We start from the raw sequence: 16,730 nt of genomic DNA on the forward strand, positions 1-16,730 counted from the left end.
AAACACACTACTACAAAATGAAAATTAAAAAAGTTCTTGTTGCTAACAGAAGTGAAATTGCTATTCGCGTTTTACGAGCTTGTACAGAGTTAAACATAACAACTGTAGCCATTTATACGTACGAAGATCGCTACTCGCAACATAGAAATAAAGCTGATGAATCTTACCAAATTGGAGAAAACAACCAACCATTAAAACCCTATCTAGATATTGAAGCCATAATAGATTTGGCAAAATCTAAAAATGTAGACGCTATACATCCAGGTTATGGTTTTTTATCTGAAAACTCAGAATTTGCAAGACAATGTGCCGCTAATGGTATTATTTTTATTGGTCCAGACCCAAAGGTTATGGACGCGTTAGGCGATAAAATTACTGCAAAAAAAGTAGCAGTAAAATGTAATGTACCAATTATAGAAAGTAATAAAAAGAAACTAACCTCTTTAAAAGTAGCGCTTTCTCAAGCCGAAACTATAGGTTATCCTATTATGCTTAAAGCTGCCTCTGGTGGTGGCGGTCGTGGCATGCGAATTATTAGAAAAGCTGAAGATTTAGAACTAAATTTTGACTCAGCAAGAAATGAAGCATTAAATGCTTTTGGTGATGACACCATGTTTTTAGAAAAATATGTTGAAGACCCAAAACATATTGAAGTACAAATTGTTGCAGATAATCATGGTAATATTCGCCACTTACATGAACGCGACTGCTCTGTACAACGTCGACATCAAAAAGTAGTTGAAATTGCACCATCACATAATGTAAGTGATAATGTTAAACAACAATTATATAAATATGCTGTTTCTATTGCCAAGGAAGTAAGTTATAATAACATTGGTACAGTAGAGTTTTTAGTAGATAGAGAAGATAATATTTACTTTATAGAAGTTAATCCTAGAATACAGGTAGAACATACCGTTACCGAAATGGTTACAGGTATAGATTTGGTAAAAACACAAATTTTTGTTGCTGGTGGTTACAAATTAAACAGCCAACAAATAAAAATATACGATCAAGATTCTATAGCTACCTATGGTTTTGCATTACAATGTAGACTTACAACCGAAGATCCTGCCAATAACTTCACACCAGATTATGGTAATGTAACAACATATCGTAGTGCATCTGGTATGGGTATTCGTTTAGACGCTGGTAGTATATACCAAGGCTATCAGGTAAGTCCGTTTTTCGATTCTATGTTAGTAAAAGTTTCATCACATGGTAGAACCTTAGATGGTGCTACACGTAAAATGATTCGAGCTTTAAAAGAATTTAGAATTCGTGGTGTAAAAACTAACATTCACTTTTTACAAAATGTAATTCAGCATCCAACATTTAAAGATGGAAAAGTAACCGTTAATTTTATTCAAAATACACCTGCACTTTTCAAAATAAAATTACCACAAGATAGAACTTCAAAAGTAGTTAAGTATTTAGCTGAAACTATTGTAAATGGCAATCCTGATGTAAAGTTTATTGAAGAAAACAAGGTGTTTAGAAACCCTAAAATTCCAAAGTTTAGTTTATCTGAAGCTTATCCAAAAGGCACAAAAGATTTACTTACAGAGTTAGGACCAGAAAAATTTTGTGCTTGGTTAAAAGATGAAAAGAAAATTCATTTTACAGATACCACAATGCGAGATGCACACCAGTCACTATTAGCAACACGTATGCGAACGTTCGATATGCTTAAAGTAGCCGAAAGTTATGCAAAAAACCATCCTAATACATTTAGTATGGAAGTTTGGGGTGGCGCAACTTTTGATGTTTGCTTACGTTTCCTGCACGAAAGTCCATGGACACGCTTAAGAGAATTGCGTAAAGCAGTACCCAACATATTATTTCAAATGCTATTACGAGGCTCTAATGGTGTTGGTTATAAAGCATATCCAGATAATTTAATTGAAAAGTTTGTAGAAAAATCTTGGGAAAATGGTGTTGATATTTTTAGAATTTTCGACTCCTTAAACTGGGTAAAAGCTATGGAGCCAAGTATAAATTATGTTCGTAATAAAACTGGCGGAATAGCAGAGGCAGCATTAAGTTATACTGGCGATATTTTAGATGTTAACGAAACAAAATACAACCTAAAATACTACACACAACTTGCTAAAGATTTAGAAAATGCTGGTGCCCACATGATTGCCATAAAAGATATGGCAGGTTTATTAAAACCTTATGCTGCAACAGAATTGGTTTCGGCGTTAAAAGACACTGTAAATGTACCAATTCATTTACATACTCATGATACCTCATCACTACAAACAGCAACCTATTTAAAAGCTATAGAAGCTGGTGTAGATGTTGTAGATGTAGCATTAAGTGGTTTATCTGGGCTTACATCTCAACCTAATTTTAATGCGGTTGTAGAAATGATGAAAAACCAACCAAGAGAACACCAGTTCGATATGCCAAAATTAAATCAGTTTTCAAATTTTTGGGAAGACACTCGTGAGTTGTACTACCCATTTGAATCTGGTTTAAAAGCTGGAACAGCAGAGGTTTTTGAGCATGAAATTCCTGGCGGACAATATTCAAATTTAAGACCACAAGCTATAGCTTTAGGTTTAGGTGATAGGTTTGACGAGGTTAAAAAAATGTATGCTGCTGTTAACAAACTATTTGGCAATCTAGTAAAAGTAACACCAAGCTCTAAAGTGGTTGGAGACATGGCGATTTTTATGGTTACAAATAATCTTACCACAGAAGATGTTATGGAACGTGGTGAAGAAATTTCGTTTCCAGAATCGGTAATTAGTTTCTTTAAAGGAGATTTAGGTCAGCCAGCTGGAGGATTTCCTAAAAAGCTTCAAAAAATAATTCTAAAAAACAGAAAGCCATATACTAATAGACCAAATGCACATTTAGAACCTATAGATTTTGATACTGAGTATAAAGCCTTTAAAAAGAAATTTCAAAAAGGATTTACAAGAGCTATAGAAATGGAAGATTTCTTATCGTACACTCTATATCCAAAAGTTTTTGAAAAAGCCCATGAAAATTATAAAAACTATGGCAACTTAGCATTAGTACCAACAAAAAACTTTTTTTATGGTATGAAATTGCGAGAAGAAACTTTAATAGAATTAGAACCTGGTAAAACAGTAATTATAAAATTACTATCTGTGGGCATACCTAATGAGCAAGGTATGAGAACTGTATTTTTTAAAGTTAATGGAGAAAATAGATTTGTTGAAGTATTAGACAAATCTTTAAATATTACTGTAGAAGAAAATGAGAAAATAGATCCTGCTAATACCAACCATATTGGTGCACCATTACAAGGTTCATTATACAAAGTATTAGTAAAAAAGGGACAAGAAGTAAAAGAAAACGATCCTCTATTTATAATTGAAGCCATGAAAATGGAAACAACTGTTACGGCTTTTAAATCTGGAATTGTTAAAAAAATTAGTTTAAAAGAAGGTAATATGGTTAAACAAGACGATTTAATTGTAACTATAGAATAATAGAAGAAAAACTATTTACAAGTTTAAAAACCACCTTTTTAGGTGGTTTTTTGTTTTTGGCTTTGTAAATTATTTGTAGTAGCTTCGTTTTAAGTATTTAAAAGTCCCAAATTCTTCAAAAAAACTTAAAAAAATGAAAAAACTTATTCTATTAATACTAATACTAAATGTTGGTACTTTATTCTCTCAGTCTAAAGAATCTAAACTAAAATTAAACGACTCTTGGTTTGCAACAACCGTAGAAAGCGAAGGAAAACCTGTTATTGTAAGAGGTAGAAAACATTTAAAAAACTTTACCGACTCTAAGCAATATAATGATCACGTAGAGTTTGTTTGGACATTTAATTCACAAACAAACAATGGTATTCCTACTGCTGAAGAAAATAAATTAATGACAGAAATTGAAGACGCATTAATTAAAAGTTTAGAGCATGATTTACAATCTATACTTACAATAGTTTACAGCCACAAAAACCGTAAAACCTGGTTATTTTACACAACTTCGGTTGCAGAATTTAAAAAACGTGTTAGTACCACATTATTAGAATTTGAAAAAATTCCTATTCAAGTGTCTTTTAATAAAGACAGAGCTTGGAATTTATATACCAATACTTTAAAAAAATATGGCTTAGAACCTAGGTAGTATAAACTTTGTTTAAATAAAGAACAGATATTAAGCCTTAATTTAAATAAATAATGAATTGTTTCACCTTTAACCATATTGCACTTTCTGTTAAAGATGTAGATGTATCTGTTTTATTTTATAAAAAAGTATTTAAGCTTGAAGAGATAAAAAACACCGCATCTCATTCAAAAACAAGATGGCTTAAATTTAACGATAACAAACAATTACATTTAATACCTAGACCAGATAGTGAAATAAAAACTAACAAAGCTGTACATTTTGCCTTAGCCACATTAAATTTTAATGCATTTGTAGAGCACTTAGAGTCTTTAGGTATAGACTATTCAGATTGGCGTAACACACCAAAAAAAGATTATATTAGAAACGATGGTATTAAGCAAATTTACTTTCAAGATCCAGATGATTATTGGATTGAAGTAAATAATGATTACTAATTTTTATTTTTTTTAATGAAAACGACTTCGCAAATAGCAAAACATATATTAGAATTTCATTTTGGTGGAAATTGGACTGCTTCAAATTTAAAAACAGTTTTAGATTCTGTAACCTGGCAACAAGCAACAACTAAAATACAGGATTTTAATACTATAGCTACATTAGTATTTCATATAAATTATTATATAGACGCTAATTTAAAAGTACTTGAAGGCGAAAAACTAAATGCTAAAGATGCCTTAAGTTTTAATCATCCACCAATTACAAACCAAAAAGACTGGGAGCAATTTTTAGATAAAATTTTTACTCAAGCTAAACAATTTGCAGAATTAATTAAACAATTACCAGATAGCAAATTACAAGCTTATTTTGAAGATGAAAAATATGGTACTTACTTTAGAAATTTACTTGGTATTATAGAGCACTCACATTACCATTTAGGACAAATTGTTATGTTAAAAAAACTAGTAGTTGTAAATTAATTAAACTTAGCAGTAAGTGTTTCTACTATAGTCTCTATTTTTTTATTTTTAGTCTTTTTTTCTAAAACCACTGGTGGCGATTGCCTTACCTCACAATTTTCTACCGTACAACGTTGGCAAGTTACACCAACATTTTGCATTTTAATATTTGCATCGCTTAAAAAATTAAGTTTACGTTGTAGTTGTTTATTAATTAATAAACCTATACTTATACTTCTATATTGCCTATCTTTAAAAGGATCTCTTGTTGCAGATGATAGTACCAAATATTTTTCACCATCATCTTTATAATTAGAAATCTGGATATCAAATTCATGACTATTTTTATTTTCACTTATATCTTTTAAAACTTTTAAAGACACCCAACGTCTACAGTAATGTTCGTTTGTTTCGTTGGCATGTGGCGAGTGTTGGTGTGATAAATGCAACTCTTTATTTAAATAAAAAGCATTACTACCTGCCGTGTGAGAAAAACGTAAGAAAAACAGATTTTGAATATTAAATGCTTTTGGTAAAATATTGGTTAACCTTTGGTAAAAAGATTCTGGAGAAGCATTAAAACTCTCTATAGATTCTATAAATAAGTTAGACTGAAATGTTTCTTTTTCAAAAATATTAGCTAATTGTTTCTTTAGTTTTTCACGAGAAATAATTAATGCACCTGCAAAATATGAAGCATAAAAATTATTTAAAACTTGATCAAAAGTATCAAACTTAATCCATGGAAAAGTAAACAAGCGCTCCTTAATTTCAAGAAAATTATAAGCCAATTCCTTCGCATAAATAAATGTACGTTGAGATTCGTCTATTTCATTGTTTAGCAGTAAGGTTTTAGTTTTTGGTACATAAACCGAACGTAAATTTCCTAAAGCCTCATGTTTATTTAATTCATTTTTTTCAATAGTATAGCCATACTCTTCAATTAATATTTCTTCTAAATCTTTAGAGCTAATAAAACTATCTAAATTTAAATGGTAAGCTTTTGCAAAAGCTAAAACATTTTGCTCTAAGTCATGAAAATAATTATTATTAGCTTCTTGAAATGAGCGTACAGAGGCTAAATAAAAACTTTCTCGACTAAAATTATAATGTTGTGCTATTTCAATAATAGTACTAATAAATGCATTTACTTTTGCTGGTGCATTAGCAACTATATCTATTAAATTACTTTCTTTAATACCAAAGAGTTCTAACGGTATTTCTTTTAAAATTTTAGACTGAAGCAAATCACCTATTGGTGCTAAATTTTTATCTAACTTTAAAGATACCATTTGGTCATAAGGCACATCTAATCGTTCTGAAAGAATCGCTATTTTGTCTGGCTTTGGGTATTTTTTTCCGTTTTCAATTTCATTTAAATAAGACTTTGATAAGCCAGATAATTTAGACAAACCAAATAGAGATAAATCTTTATCTGTACGTATCTGCTTTAGCTTTAAACCAAATATAAGTTTAATATAATCTTCTTCCATAAAAACAAATATACACTTTTTTGCGAATATTATTTTTTGGCGAAAATAAATATTTAGCGAACGTTCGCTTGTTTTTTAAAAATCTTTGTTCTAATATTGTACTATAAAATTATAACAGTATGGAAAACACGCTTTTAAAATCGCACAAAATTACTTTCTCTAAAGAAGTAAAAAATTACTATCCAGAAATTTTAACCGATGATGCTTTTAACTTTTTAACTGCGCTTCACGAAAAATTTAATTCTAAACGTTTAGAACTTTTAAAAAGAAGAGAACAACAGCAGTTAGTTTTTGATACAGGTAAATTTCCAAGCTTTCCAATAGAAACCAAGACTATAAGAGAAAGCGACTGGACAGCAGGAAACATACCACACGATTTACAAGATAGACGTGTAGAAATTACAGGACCTGTTAATAGAAAAATGATAATTAATGCTCTAAACTCTGGTGCCAAAACCTTTATGGCAGATTTAGAAGACAGCAATGCGCCTACCTGGAAAAACACTATTGAAGGTCAACAAAACTTAATGGATGCCAACAACAAAACCATTGCTTTAGTAGATACAAAAAGAAATAAATCTTACAAACTAAATAACAAAACCGCTGTATTATTAGTGAGACCTAGAGGTTTACATTTAAATGAAAGGCATATTTTAATTAACAACCAAGAAACCTCAGGAAGTTTGGTAGATTTTGGTTTATATGTTTTTCATAACGCTGCAACATTACTAAAAAACAACACAGCACCTTACTTCTATTTACCAAAATTAGAACATTACCTTGAAGCGCGCTGGTGGAATGAGGTTTTTGCTTTTGCTCAAGACTATTTAAAAATACCATTAGGTACATTTAAAGCAACCGTTTTAGTAGAAACAATAACAGCAAGCTTTCAATTAGACGAGATTATTTACGAATTAAAAGATCACATTGTAGGCTTAAACTGTGGGCGTTGGGACTATATTTTTTCATATATCAAAAAGTTTAGAAACCACTCTAACTTTGTTGTTCCTAATCGCGATCAAGTAACAATGGAAACACCGTTTATGGACGCTTACTCTAAGTTAGTAATACAACGCTGCCATAAAAGAGGCATACTAGCAATTGGCGGTATGGCTGCTCAAATTCCTATTAAAAATAACGAACAAGCCAATGCTAATGCATTAGAAAAAGTAAGAAAAGATAAAGAACGTGAAGTAAAAAACGGCCACGATGGTACTTGGGTTGCACATCCTGCTTTAGTAAATGTAGCATTAAATGAGTTTAATAAACACATGCCAAATGCAAACCAATTACACATAACAAGAGATGATATTAATATTACAGAACAGGATTTAGTACAATTACCAAAAGGTACAATAACTGAAGCTGGTATTAGAAAAAACATTAACGTGGGTATTTTATATACCGAAGCTTGGCTACGCGGTCATGGAGCTGTTGCACTGTATAACTTAATGGAAGATGCTGCTACAGCAGAAATTTCACGAACACAAATTTGGCAGTGGTTAAAAAATAAAGTTATTATTGAAGATGGTCGCGAATTTAACCAAGCGTTTTACAATGAGTTATTTAATGATGAAGTTGAAAAAATAATTACCGAAATTGGAGAAGAAAACATAAAAAACACAAAGTTTAAACTTGCTATAGACCTTTTTAACTCTTTAGTTCTCGCGGAAACATTTGAAGAATTTTTAACACTTCCAGCTTACCAATACATTTAAAAAAAAACAATCCTGCGATTGCGGCAACAATCTACAGGATCTAATTATTAATAATAAATAACGTAACACAAAATTATGAAAAATTTAGCACAAACAAATTATAGCTCTGCGCTAGAAACAATAAGAAGCCTAAAAGCTAAATATGGAAATACTTGGGATGCAATATTACCAGAAAGCGCTGCAAGAATGGCAATACAAAATAGATTTAAAACAGGTTTAGATATTGCTAAATATACCGCTGCCATTATGAGAAAAGACATGGCAGAGTACGATGCAGACACTACAAAATACACGCAATCTCTAGGTTGCTGGCATGGGTTTGTTGCCCAACAAAAAATGATAGCTGTTAAAAAGCACCATCAAACTACAAACAAAAAATACTTATACCTTTCTGGTTGGATGGTTGCTGCATTACGTTCAGAGTTTGGCCCGTTACCAGACCAATCTATGCATGAAAAAACTGCTGTACCTGAATTAATTGCAGAAATTTATGATTTCTTGCGTCAAGCAGATGCTATAGAATTAAACGATTTATTTAGACGCTTAGAAAATGGTGAAGACGTACAAGACAAAATAGATAATTTCGAAACTCACATTGTACCTATTATAGCAGATATTGATGCTGGTTTTGGTAATGAAGAAGCAACCTATTTATTATCAAAAAAAATGATACAAGCTGGTGCTTGTGCAATACAAATTGAAAACCAAGTATCTGATGCTAAACAATGCGGTCACCAAGATGGCAAAGTTACCGTACCACATGAAGATTTTATAGCAAAACTAAATGCAGTAAGATATGCTTTTTTAGAATTAGGTATTGAAGACGGGATTATAGTTGCTAGAACAGATTCTGAAGGTGCAGGATTAACACAAAAACTTCCTGTAAGTCAAAAACCTGGAGATTTAGCATCACAATATCTTGCCTTTGTTGAAGCAGAAGAAATTGATATAAATAATGCTAAAGAAGATGATGTTTTACTTAAAAGAGATGGTAAACTTGTTAGACCTGTTCGTCTTGCCAATGGCTTATATAAATTTAGAGATGGTACCAATATTGACCGTGTTGTATTAGATTGTGTAACTAGCTTACAAAATGGAGCAGATTTATTATGGATAGAAACACCAACTCCAAACGTTAAACAAATAGCACATATGGTTAATAGAGTGCGCGCAATAATTCCAAACGCAAAATTGGTATACAATAATTCACCATCATTTAACTGGACTTTAAATTTTAGAAATCAAGCATATGATGCTATGCTTTTAGAAGGAAAAAACCTTACAGCATATGATAGAAACAATTTAATGGCTGAAGAGTATGATAATACAGAGTTAAGTCTGCGTGCAGACCAAAATATAAAAACGTTTCAAGCAGATGCATCAAGAGAAGCCGGAATATTTCACCACTTAATAACCTTACCAACTTATCACACAACTGCGTTGCATATGAATAATTTAACACAAGGATACTTTGGTAAAGAAGGCATGTTAACTTATGTAAAAGAAGTACAACGTCAAGAGATTAGAAAAGGTGTATCATGCGTAAAACACCAAAGAATGGCAGGATCTGATTTAGGTGATGATCACAAAACATTTTTTGCAGGAGAAAAAGCACTAAAAGCTAGCGGAGAAAATAACACATCAAACCAATTTGAAAACACTATTAAAACTACTCCTGTTATAGATATAGCAGTATAACTTAAAACATTCTTAACTACAAAAAAAAGAGTTAGCTTTTAGCTAACTCTTTTTTTATTTTAATTAAATGCTTCTTAAAGTAAAAGTGTTTCCTTAAATCTTTTGTTATTTTAGTCTTATGCTTAATTATAAACTATAATCTAAAGACTTATGAGCAATCAGTTAAAAATTAACGGTAAAATTTTAAACAAAGCTAAAGTGCTAAATTTAATAGAAAAAAATAGTACTATAGAAGCAGTTAAATACGTGAAAGATGAAACAAATCTATCTTTAAAAGATTCTAAGGATATTGTAGACAACCTTCTAGAAAATCCAGAATTTTATGGCGGTGCAGAAAATACTATTATAGAACCAACCATAACAGAAAGAAATCTTATTGTAAAAAATAAAGAGCGTAATTTTAAAGGCTCTCATGTTTTAAAAAACAAGCAAACAAAAGCCAAAAACTCGATTATTATTTTTTTATTAATCGTAGTACTAATATTAACCTATTTTCTTTTAAAATAGATTTAAAAATATACTATTGAAAAACAAAAAAATAAAACTAACCTTTAATGATAGAAAACAGTTTATAGTGTTTGCTATAAAAAAACACTTAGGCTTATTAGGTATTTGGTTAGCATTTATAATTTTCGGTGCTTTTTTTGCATATTTAGGTAGTAAATTTAAAACTGATGGTACATTATTTATGGCTTTTGGTTTTGGGTTTATTTTACTTAGTTCTGCTTTTATACTCTTTACACTACCTTCTAGCCTGCAATATTATTATGAACAAGCTTTAACTAAAAAATATGGGAGCTACACTTTAGCTAAAATCACAAATAAACGAATTGATGACTATTCACATAATCTAAAAAATTTAGATAGTAGTACAAACAAAAGAGTCAAAACGTTTTTGTATGTAATAGAATTTCAGTTTACCTATAATAATATAACTTATAGTAATGAATGTTATTTTGAGCACGAAGCAACTTTTAATGCTATTACAACGACTACTGTATTGCCTATAAAATTTTTAAAAATCAACCCCAATAAAACCTCCATAAGACGGCAAAAACTAAGTAAGCAATTAGGTATTAAAGCACAATTATGCAACTAAGTTAACGCTAAGTAAAAGTTAAGTTTTTATTATAAAACGTATCATTTAAAACACGCTAAAAACAATTAAACTACCTTTGTTAAACTGTGCAGAATAAGTTAAAAACACATTTAATCACTACAGAGTTATTTTTAAAAGGCTCTAGCTTTTACAGAGGTATTGTATTAACAGTTGCTATTGTTTTACCTTTAGCAATTTTAAATATTACCAATTTATTTGAATTTGCTCCAGCTATTGCACTTGGAACATTTTTAAATGCACCAAGCGATGTTCCTGGTAGTTTAAGGCGTAAAATTAATGGTATACTTATAAGTATTCTTTTAACCCTTTTAGTATCATTTATAATTTTTGTTACAAAACCCTATTTCATATTATTATTAATAGCAATTGCAATTATTAGTTTTTTAGTAAGCCTAATTTCTGTTTATGGTTTTAGAGCGTCTTTAATTTCATTTTCTGGCCTATTGGCAATTGTTTTAACATTAGCTATAGAAAAAACCGATATTAAAGCTATAGCATTACATGTTGGTTTACTTGGTGTTGGCGGACTTTGGTATTTAATTGTTTCACTACTATCTAACTGGTTATTTCCTAAAAAGGATGATGACCAACTACTATCAGACACATTACAACTTACAGGAGAATTTTTAAAAATAAGAGCCAAGTTACTTACCAAACAAAACAAACGAGAAAAAAACGCCAAAAAGGCACTTATATTACAAACACAAATTAGCGAAAAACACGAAACATTGCGTGAATCGCTATTAGAAGGAAGAAAACGTTCTGGTAGATCATTTTCTAATGAGCGTAGACTTTTAATATTTATTTCACTAGTGGATATTTTTGAGTTAGCTCTAGCAAATTCTTTAGATTACTCAAAAATAGATTCCATATTTGGTTTACATAAATCACATTTAATAGTTTTTAAAAAAATGAATAAAGTTTTAGGCAATCACTTAATTGCTTTATCTGAACTTTTAATAAAAAAAGGAAACCTTCCAAACTTAGAACAACTAAACAAAACATTTAAAAAAACAGAAACTGCAATTCAAGATTATGTAGATGTAGTTACTTTACCAGAAGCCAGAGATGGCGCAATAGCATTAAGAAACCTTCAAGATTACCAAAAACAACTCTTACAAGAAGTAAAAGCTATTAGACGTGTACTTAAAAAAGTAAAAGACAACACTAAAGCATCTTTAAAAATTAAAACCTCTCAACAGTTTTTAACCTCTCAAGATTATAGATTTAATATTCTATTACAACATTTTAGCTTAAAATCACCAATGCTAAGGCATGCTTTAAGACTATCAATTGCTATTGTCTTTGGCTTTTTGTTAGGTAGCTTATTAGATTTAAAAAATGCTTATTGGATTGTACTTACCATAATAGTTATAATGAGACCCAATTATGGTTTAACAAAAGAACGCTCTAAAAACCGTATTATAGGTACGTTAATTGGCGCTGTTATAGCAATAATTATTATTTTAATTACTAAAAACACTACAGTTTACATGATTTTAGCTGTAGTATCTTTAACTTTTGCCTTCTCGTTAATACAGCAAAGCTATAAAGCAGGCGCAGCTTTTATTACTTTAAATATTGTATTTGTTTATTCTTTAATAGACCCTAATGCATTTTCGGTTATTCAATATAGAGTAATAGATACTATTATTGGAGCAACTATTGCTATAGTTGCAAACTATCTGGTTTTTCCAAGTTGGGAATATAAAAATCTAGATGCCGTAATTGTTAGCGTAATAACTTCAAACGGAAAATACCTACAAGCCACTAAAGCATTATACCACAATAAAGAAGAAAATAATTTAAATTATAAAATTTCTAGAAAGGAAGCCTTTTTAGCTATGAGTAATTTAAACGCCGCTTTTCAACGCGTGACGCAAGATCCAAAATCTAAACAAAAAGAATCGGCTTTAATTTACGACATGGTAACTTTAAACCATACCATTTTATCTGCAATTGCTTCAATTGGAAGCTATATACTTAACCATAAAACTACTTCTGCTTCTAAAGAGTTTGACACCATTACAGAGAGTATTTTTAACACATTAAACAATACGGCTTCAAAATTAGAAAACAACAAAATAACAGAGCTCACAACAGAAAAAGAAACTGCTCAAGCACATAAAAGACTTCAGCAACATTATGAGAATTTATCTCAAAAAAGAGATATGGCTATAGAAGCTGGACAAACGCAAATAGATAATAAAGCACTACTAAACCTTCAAGAAGCACATTTAATAAGCAACCAACTACTTTGGCTTAAAACGCTGTCTACAAATTTAACCAATGCTGCAAAAAAATATAAGTCGGTTTTTAATTAAAACACGTTTATTAAAACTGCTATAACTTTTAAGTTATCTTTGCATAAAATTAATTACATGTCATTTAAAGATTTAAAACTTAACAGACCATTATTACGTGCCATTGCCGAAAAAGGTTATGATAACCCAACCTTAATTCAAGAGCGTACAATACCTTTAGTTTTAAATAAAAAAGACGTCATTGCCTCTGCTCAAACCGGTACCGGAAAAACAGCAGCTTTTGCATTACCTATACTCCAGTTGCTTTACGATAAGCAAGATGCAGCCAAAAATCAAAAAAAAGTTCGTGCTTTAATTATAAGCCCTACACGAGAATTAGCAATACAAATTCAAGAAAATTTTCAAGACTATTTAATATATACTAACCTACGTTCTGCAGTTATTTTTGGAGGTGCGTCCATAGAACCACAAAAAGATGTTTTAAGAAAAGGCGTAGATATTTTAATAGCTACTCCTGGTAGATTATTAGATTTACACAAACAAGATGAAGTAAATTTAGACTATGTTGAAACCTTAGTTTTAGACGAAGCAGATTTAATGCTTGATATGGGTTTTATAGACGATGTTAAAAAAATTGAAAGACTTTGTCCTGCAGAAAAACAAATCCTTCTGTTTTCAGCAACAATGCCATATAAGGTTGAGCAATTAGCAAAAACTATTTTAAACAACCCTAAACGTGTTGAAGTATCCCAGAATTCTTCAACATCAAAAAATATAAACCAAGCACTTTACTACGTCCCAAAACCTAAAAAAATAGAATTATGTTTACACTTATTACGTAATACTATAAAAGGTAAAATAATTATTTTTAGACGCACAAAATATGGTGTAGATAAACTTGAAAAAACGCTTTTAAGAAACAATTATAAAGCCGATAGTATTCATGGTGATAAAAGCCAAACCTTAAGACAAGAAGCTTTAAATAGATTCAAAAAAAATGAGGTTAATATTTTAATTGCTACAGATGTTGCTGCTCGCGGTATAGATATAGAAAATGTAGATGCAGTAATAAATTTTGATATGCCAAACGTACCAGAAACTTACGTACATAGAATTGGTAGAACCGGAAGAGCTGGAAATACTGGTATGGCGTATTCATTTTGTTCTGCAGATGAAAAAGAATACATAAAAACCATACAACAACTTATTAATTTACAATTAGACATTGTAGAAGATCATCCATATCCATTAGATCCTAAAGCAAAACCACAGGTACATAAAAAGAAAGGTTCTAAATATAAAAAAGGAAGAAAAAGTGAAGCTTCAAAAAAGAAGAAAAAACGTTGGTATTAATTTTACCAACGTTTTTATTTTTAGTTAAATAGTATTTCAATTAAAAATAATAAGCAATAACAAACAAATTATTATTCATTACTTAATTAATCTGTACTTTAGTAACTTAAAATCAACTTTTAAAATGAAACACTATTTAGCAATTTTATGCATGATAACGCTACTAGCATCATGTAAAAACGACAAAAGCCCTACTACAGAAACACCAGACTCTACAGAAAAAAATATAGAATTTAGCAGTATGCTAAACGATTTTTATCAAGACGGTTTAAAACTAAATCCTTTAGCAGCAACCTCTGCAGGAGATCATAGATATAATAATTTACTACCCAATTCTCTATCAGATGAGTTTGCTACAAAAGTAAAAGCATACTACCAAAATTATAAAACTAAAGCAGAATCTTATACTAATGAGCAACTCACAAAAACACAACAATTAAGTCGTGATGTTTTAATTTGGGATTGCAACATTAACTTAGACCGTTTTAATTTTAATGAAGATTTAACGCCTATAAACCAAATGTGGACACAGCAATTAACCATTGGTCAATTAGCAAGCGGTAAAAGTGCACAACCTTTTAATACCATAGAAGATTATGAGAATTGGTTACAACGTGTTGATCAATATTTAGAATGGGTAGCATCAGCCGAAGCTAAAATGAAAGAAGGCATTCAAGTAAATCACGTATTACCTAAGTCTTTAATTATAAAAGTTACACCACAATTAAAAACTATAATTGATACTAAATTAGAAGACCATTTATTTTATCAGCCTATTAAAAATATGCCTGAAGATTTTTCTGAAGAAGACAAAAAACGTCTTACAGAAGCTTATTCAAACATGATAGAAAACAAACTAAAACCTGCTTATACTAACCTTTATACTTTTATGAATGGTGAATATTTAGAAGCTGGTAGAACTTCTAGCGGCATTAGCGATACTCCAAATGGGAAAGCCTATTACGATCACCAAATTAAACTTTACACAACGACAGAAATGACTGCAAACCAAATTCACGAACTTGGTTTAAGTGAGGTAAAACGTATACTTGCAGAAATGGAAGCAGTAAAAGAGCAAGTTGGTTACAAAGGTGATATTATTTCTTTTTTCGATTATGTTAGAAATAATAAAGAATTAATGCCGTACAAAACTCCAGAAGAAATTATTGCTAATTTTAACGAGATTCATAAAACCATGAAACCCCAAATAGAAAAACTATTTGACGTTAAACCAGAAACAGCTTTTGAAGTAAGACAAACCGAAAAATTTAGAGAAGCATCTGCAAGTGCAGAATACAATCCTGGCTCTTTAGATGGTACACGACCTGGAATTTTTTACACACCAATTCCAGATGCCACAAAATATAATGTTTTTAGTGACGAAGCATTATTTTTACACGAAGCAATTCCTGGACATCATTATCAAATTTCTTTACAACAAGAAGACACAAACTTACCAGAGTTTAGAAAAACTTTGTGGTATAGTGCCTATGGTGAAGGTTGGGCTTTATATAGCGAGTCTCTAGGTAAAGAACTTGGTTTATACACAGATCCTTACCAATATTTTGGAATGTTAGGTATGGAAATGCACCGCGCTATTCGTTTAGTAGTAGATACTGGAATGCATGCAAAAGGCTGGACAAGAGAACAAGCAATTAAATACTCTTTAGCGCACGAGGCAGAAAGTGAAGCCAGTATAATTTCAGAAATAGAACGTTATATGGCTAATCCTGGTCAAGCATTATCTTATAAAATTGGCCAATTAAAAATTAGAGAACTTCGTGCCAAAGCAGAAAAAAGTTTGGGAGAGAAATTTAATATTGCAGCGTTTCATAATCAAGTATTAGAAACTGGTTGTGTACCATTAGCTTTATTAGAAACCAAAATTGATAATTGGATAAACGCTTCAAAATAACAACAAAACTGTAATTAAAGTTTTATATTTAGTACAATTAAAAAACATCACACTTTTGTTTTTTAATTGTACTTTATATTTTTAGATAATATTTAAATTCAAAAAATGTCTATAAAAAAACATCTTACTATCTGCTTTTTTTTCGTGTCACTGTGTT

The 16,730-nt window shown here is 30.5% G+C and carries 12 protein-coding genes; 11 read left to right on the plus strand and 1 reads right to left on the minus strand.

All coding sequences use genetic code 11. The features are described from left to right. The first annotated feature begins 17 nt into the window (after positions 1-17). The 4 genes from BM549_RS06870 to BM549_RS06885 all read left to right on the plus strand — a co-directional run bounded on the left by BM549_RS06870 (position 18) and on the right by BM549_RS06885 (position 5,033). A complete protein-coding gene (locus tag BM549_RS06870) occupies positions 18-3,470 on the plus strand; it encodes a pyruvate carboxylase (RefSeq protein WP_290469590.1) in 3,453 nt (1,150 codons plus the stop codon). 133 nt (positions 3,471-3,603) lie between these two features. Then, positions 3,604-4,113 (plus strand): DUF695 domain-containing protein, encoded by a 510-nt coding sequence (locus tag BM549_RS06875; protein ID WP_290469591.1) that lies wholly within the window; start codon positions 3,604-3,606, stop codon positions 4,111-4,113. Between the two features lie 53 nt (positions 4,114-4,166). Beyond that, positions 4,167-4,550: a VOC family protein gene (locus BM549_RS06880; RefSeq protein WP_290469592.1), complete on the plus strand. Its 384-nt coding sequence runs from the start codon at positions 4,167-4,169 to the stop codon at positions 4,548-4,550. A 15-nt stretch (positions 4,551-4,565) separates the two neighbouring features. Continuing rightward, complete coding sequence (locus tag BM549_RS06885; RefSeq protein ID WP_290469593.1) at positions 4,566-5,033, plus strand: DinB family protein; 468 nt, start codon at positions 4,566-4,568, stop codon at positions 5,031-5,033. Here the strand turns inward: BM549_RS06885 and BM549_RS06890 are convergent. Next, positions 5,030-6,505, minus strand: a complete 1,476-nt coding sequence (locus tag BM549_RS06890) for a helix-turn-helix domain-containing protein (RefSeq protein WP_290469594.1) — start codon at positions 6,503-6,505, stop codon at positions 5,030-5,032. The two genes, BM549_RS06885 and BM549_RS06890, sit on opposite strands and share 4 nt — an antisense overlap. A 119-nt stretch (positions 6,506-6,624) precedes the next feature. Between BM549_RS06890 and aceB the strand changes: the two genes are divergently transcribed. From aceB to BM549_RS06925, 7 genes are all read left to right on the plus strand, one after another. Next, a complete protein-coding gene (gene aceB, locus BM549_RS06895; RefSeq protein ID WP_290469595.1) occupies positions 6,625-8,223 on the plus strand; it encodes a malate synthase A in 1,599 nt (532 codons plus the stop codon). A 75-nt stretch (positions 8,224-8,298) separates the two neighbouring features. After that, positions 8,299-9,921: an isocitrate lyase gene (locus BM549_RS06900; RefSeq protein WP_290469596.1), complete on the plus strand. Its 1,623-nt coding sequence runs from the start codon at positions 8,299-8,301 to the stop codon at positions 9,919-9,921. A 150-nt stretch (positions 9,922-10,071) separates the two neighbouring features. Then, positions 10,072-10,428, plus strand: coding sequence for a hypothetical protein (locus BM549_RS06905; RefSeq protein ID WP_290469597.1), 357 nt, complete (start codon positions 10,072-10,074; stop codon positions 10,426-10,428). 16 nt (positions 10,429-10,444) lie between these two features. Next, complete coding sequence (locus tag BM549_RS06910; protein WP_290469598.1) at positions 10,445-11,020, plus strand: hypothetical protein; 576 nt, start codon at positions 10,445-10,447, stop codon at positions 11,018-11,020. 86 nt (positions 11,021-11,106) lie between these two features. After that, positions 11,107-13,365, plus strand: a complete 2,259-nt coding sequence (locus BM549_RS06915; RefSeq protein WP_290469599.1) for an FUSC family membrane protein — start codon at positions 11,107-11,109, stop codon at positions 13,363-13,365. Between the two features lie 57 nt (positions 13,366-13,422). Then, positions 13,423-14,658, plus strand: a complete 1,236-nt coding sequence (locus BM549_RS06920; RefSeq protein ID WP_290469600.1) for a DEAD/DEAH box helicase — start codon at positions 13,423-13,425, stop codon at positions 14,656-14,658. Positions 14,659-14,782: 124 nt separating this feature from the next. After that, positions 14,783-16,573, plus strand: coding sequence for a DUF885 family protein (locus BM549_RS06925; RefSeq protein ID WP_290469601.1), 1,791 nt, complete (start codon positions 14,783-14,785; stop codon positions 16,571-16,573). Positions 16,574-16,730: the final 157 nt, after the last annotated feature.

Origin of the sequence: Lacinutrix sp. MedPE-SW (assembly GCF_001874145.1) — a bacterium.
Lineage (GTDB): Bacteria > Bacteroidota > Bacteroidia > Flavobacteriales > Flavobacteriaceae > Lacinutrix.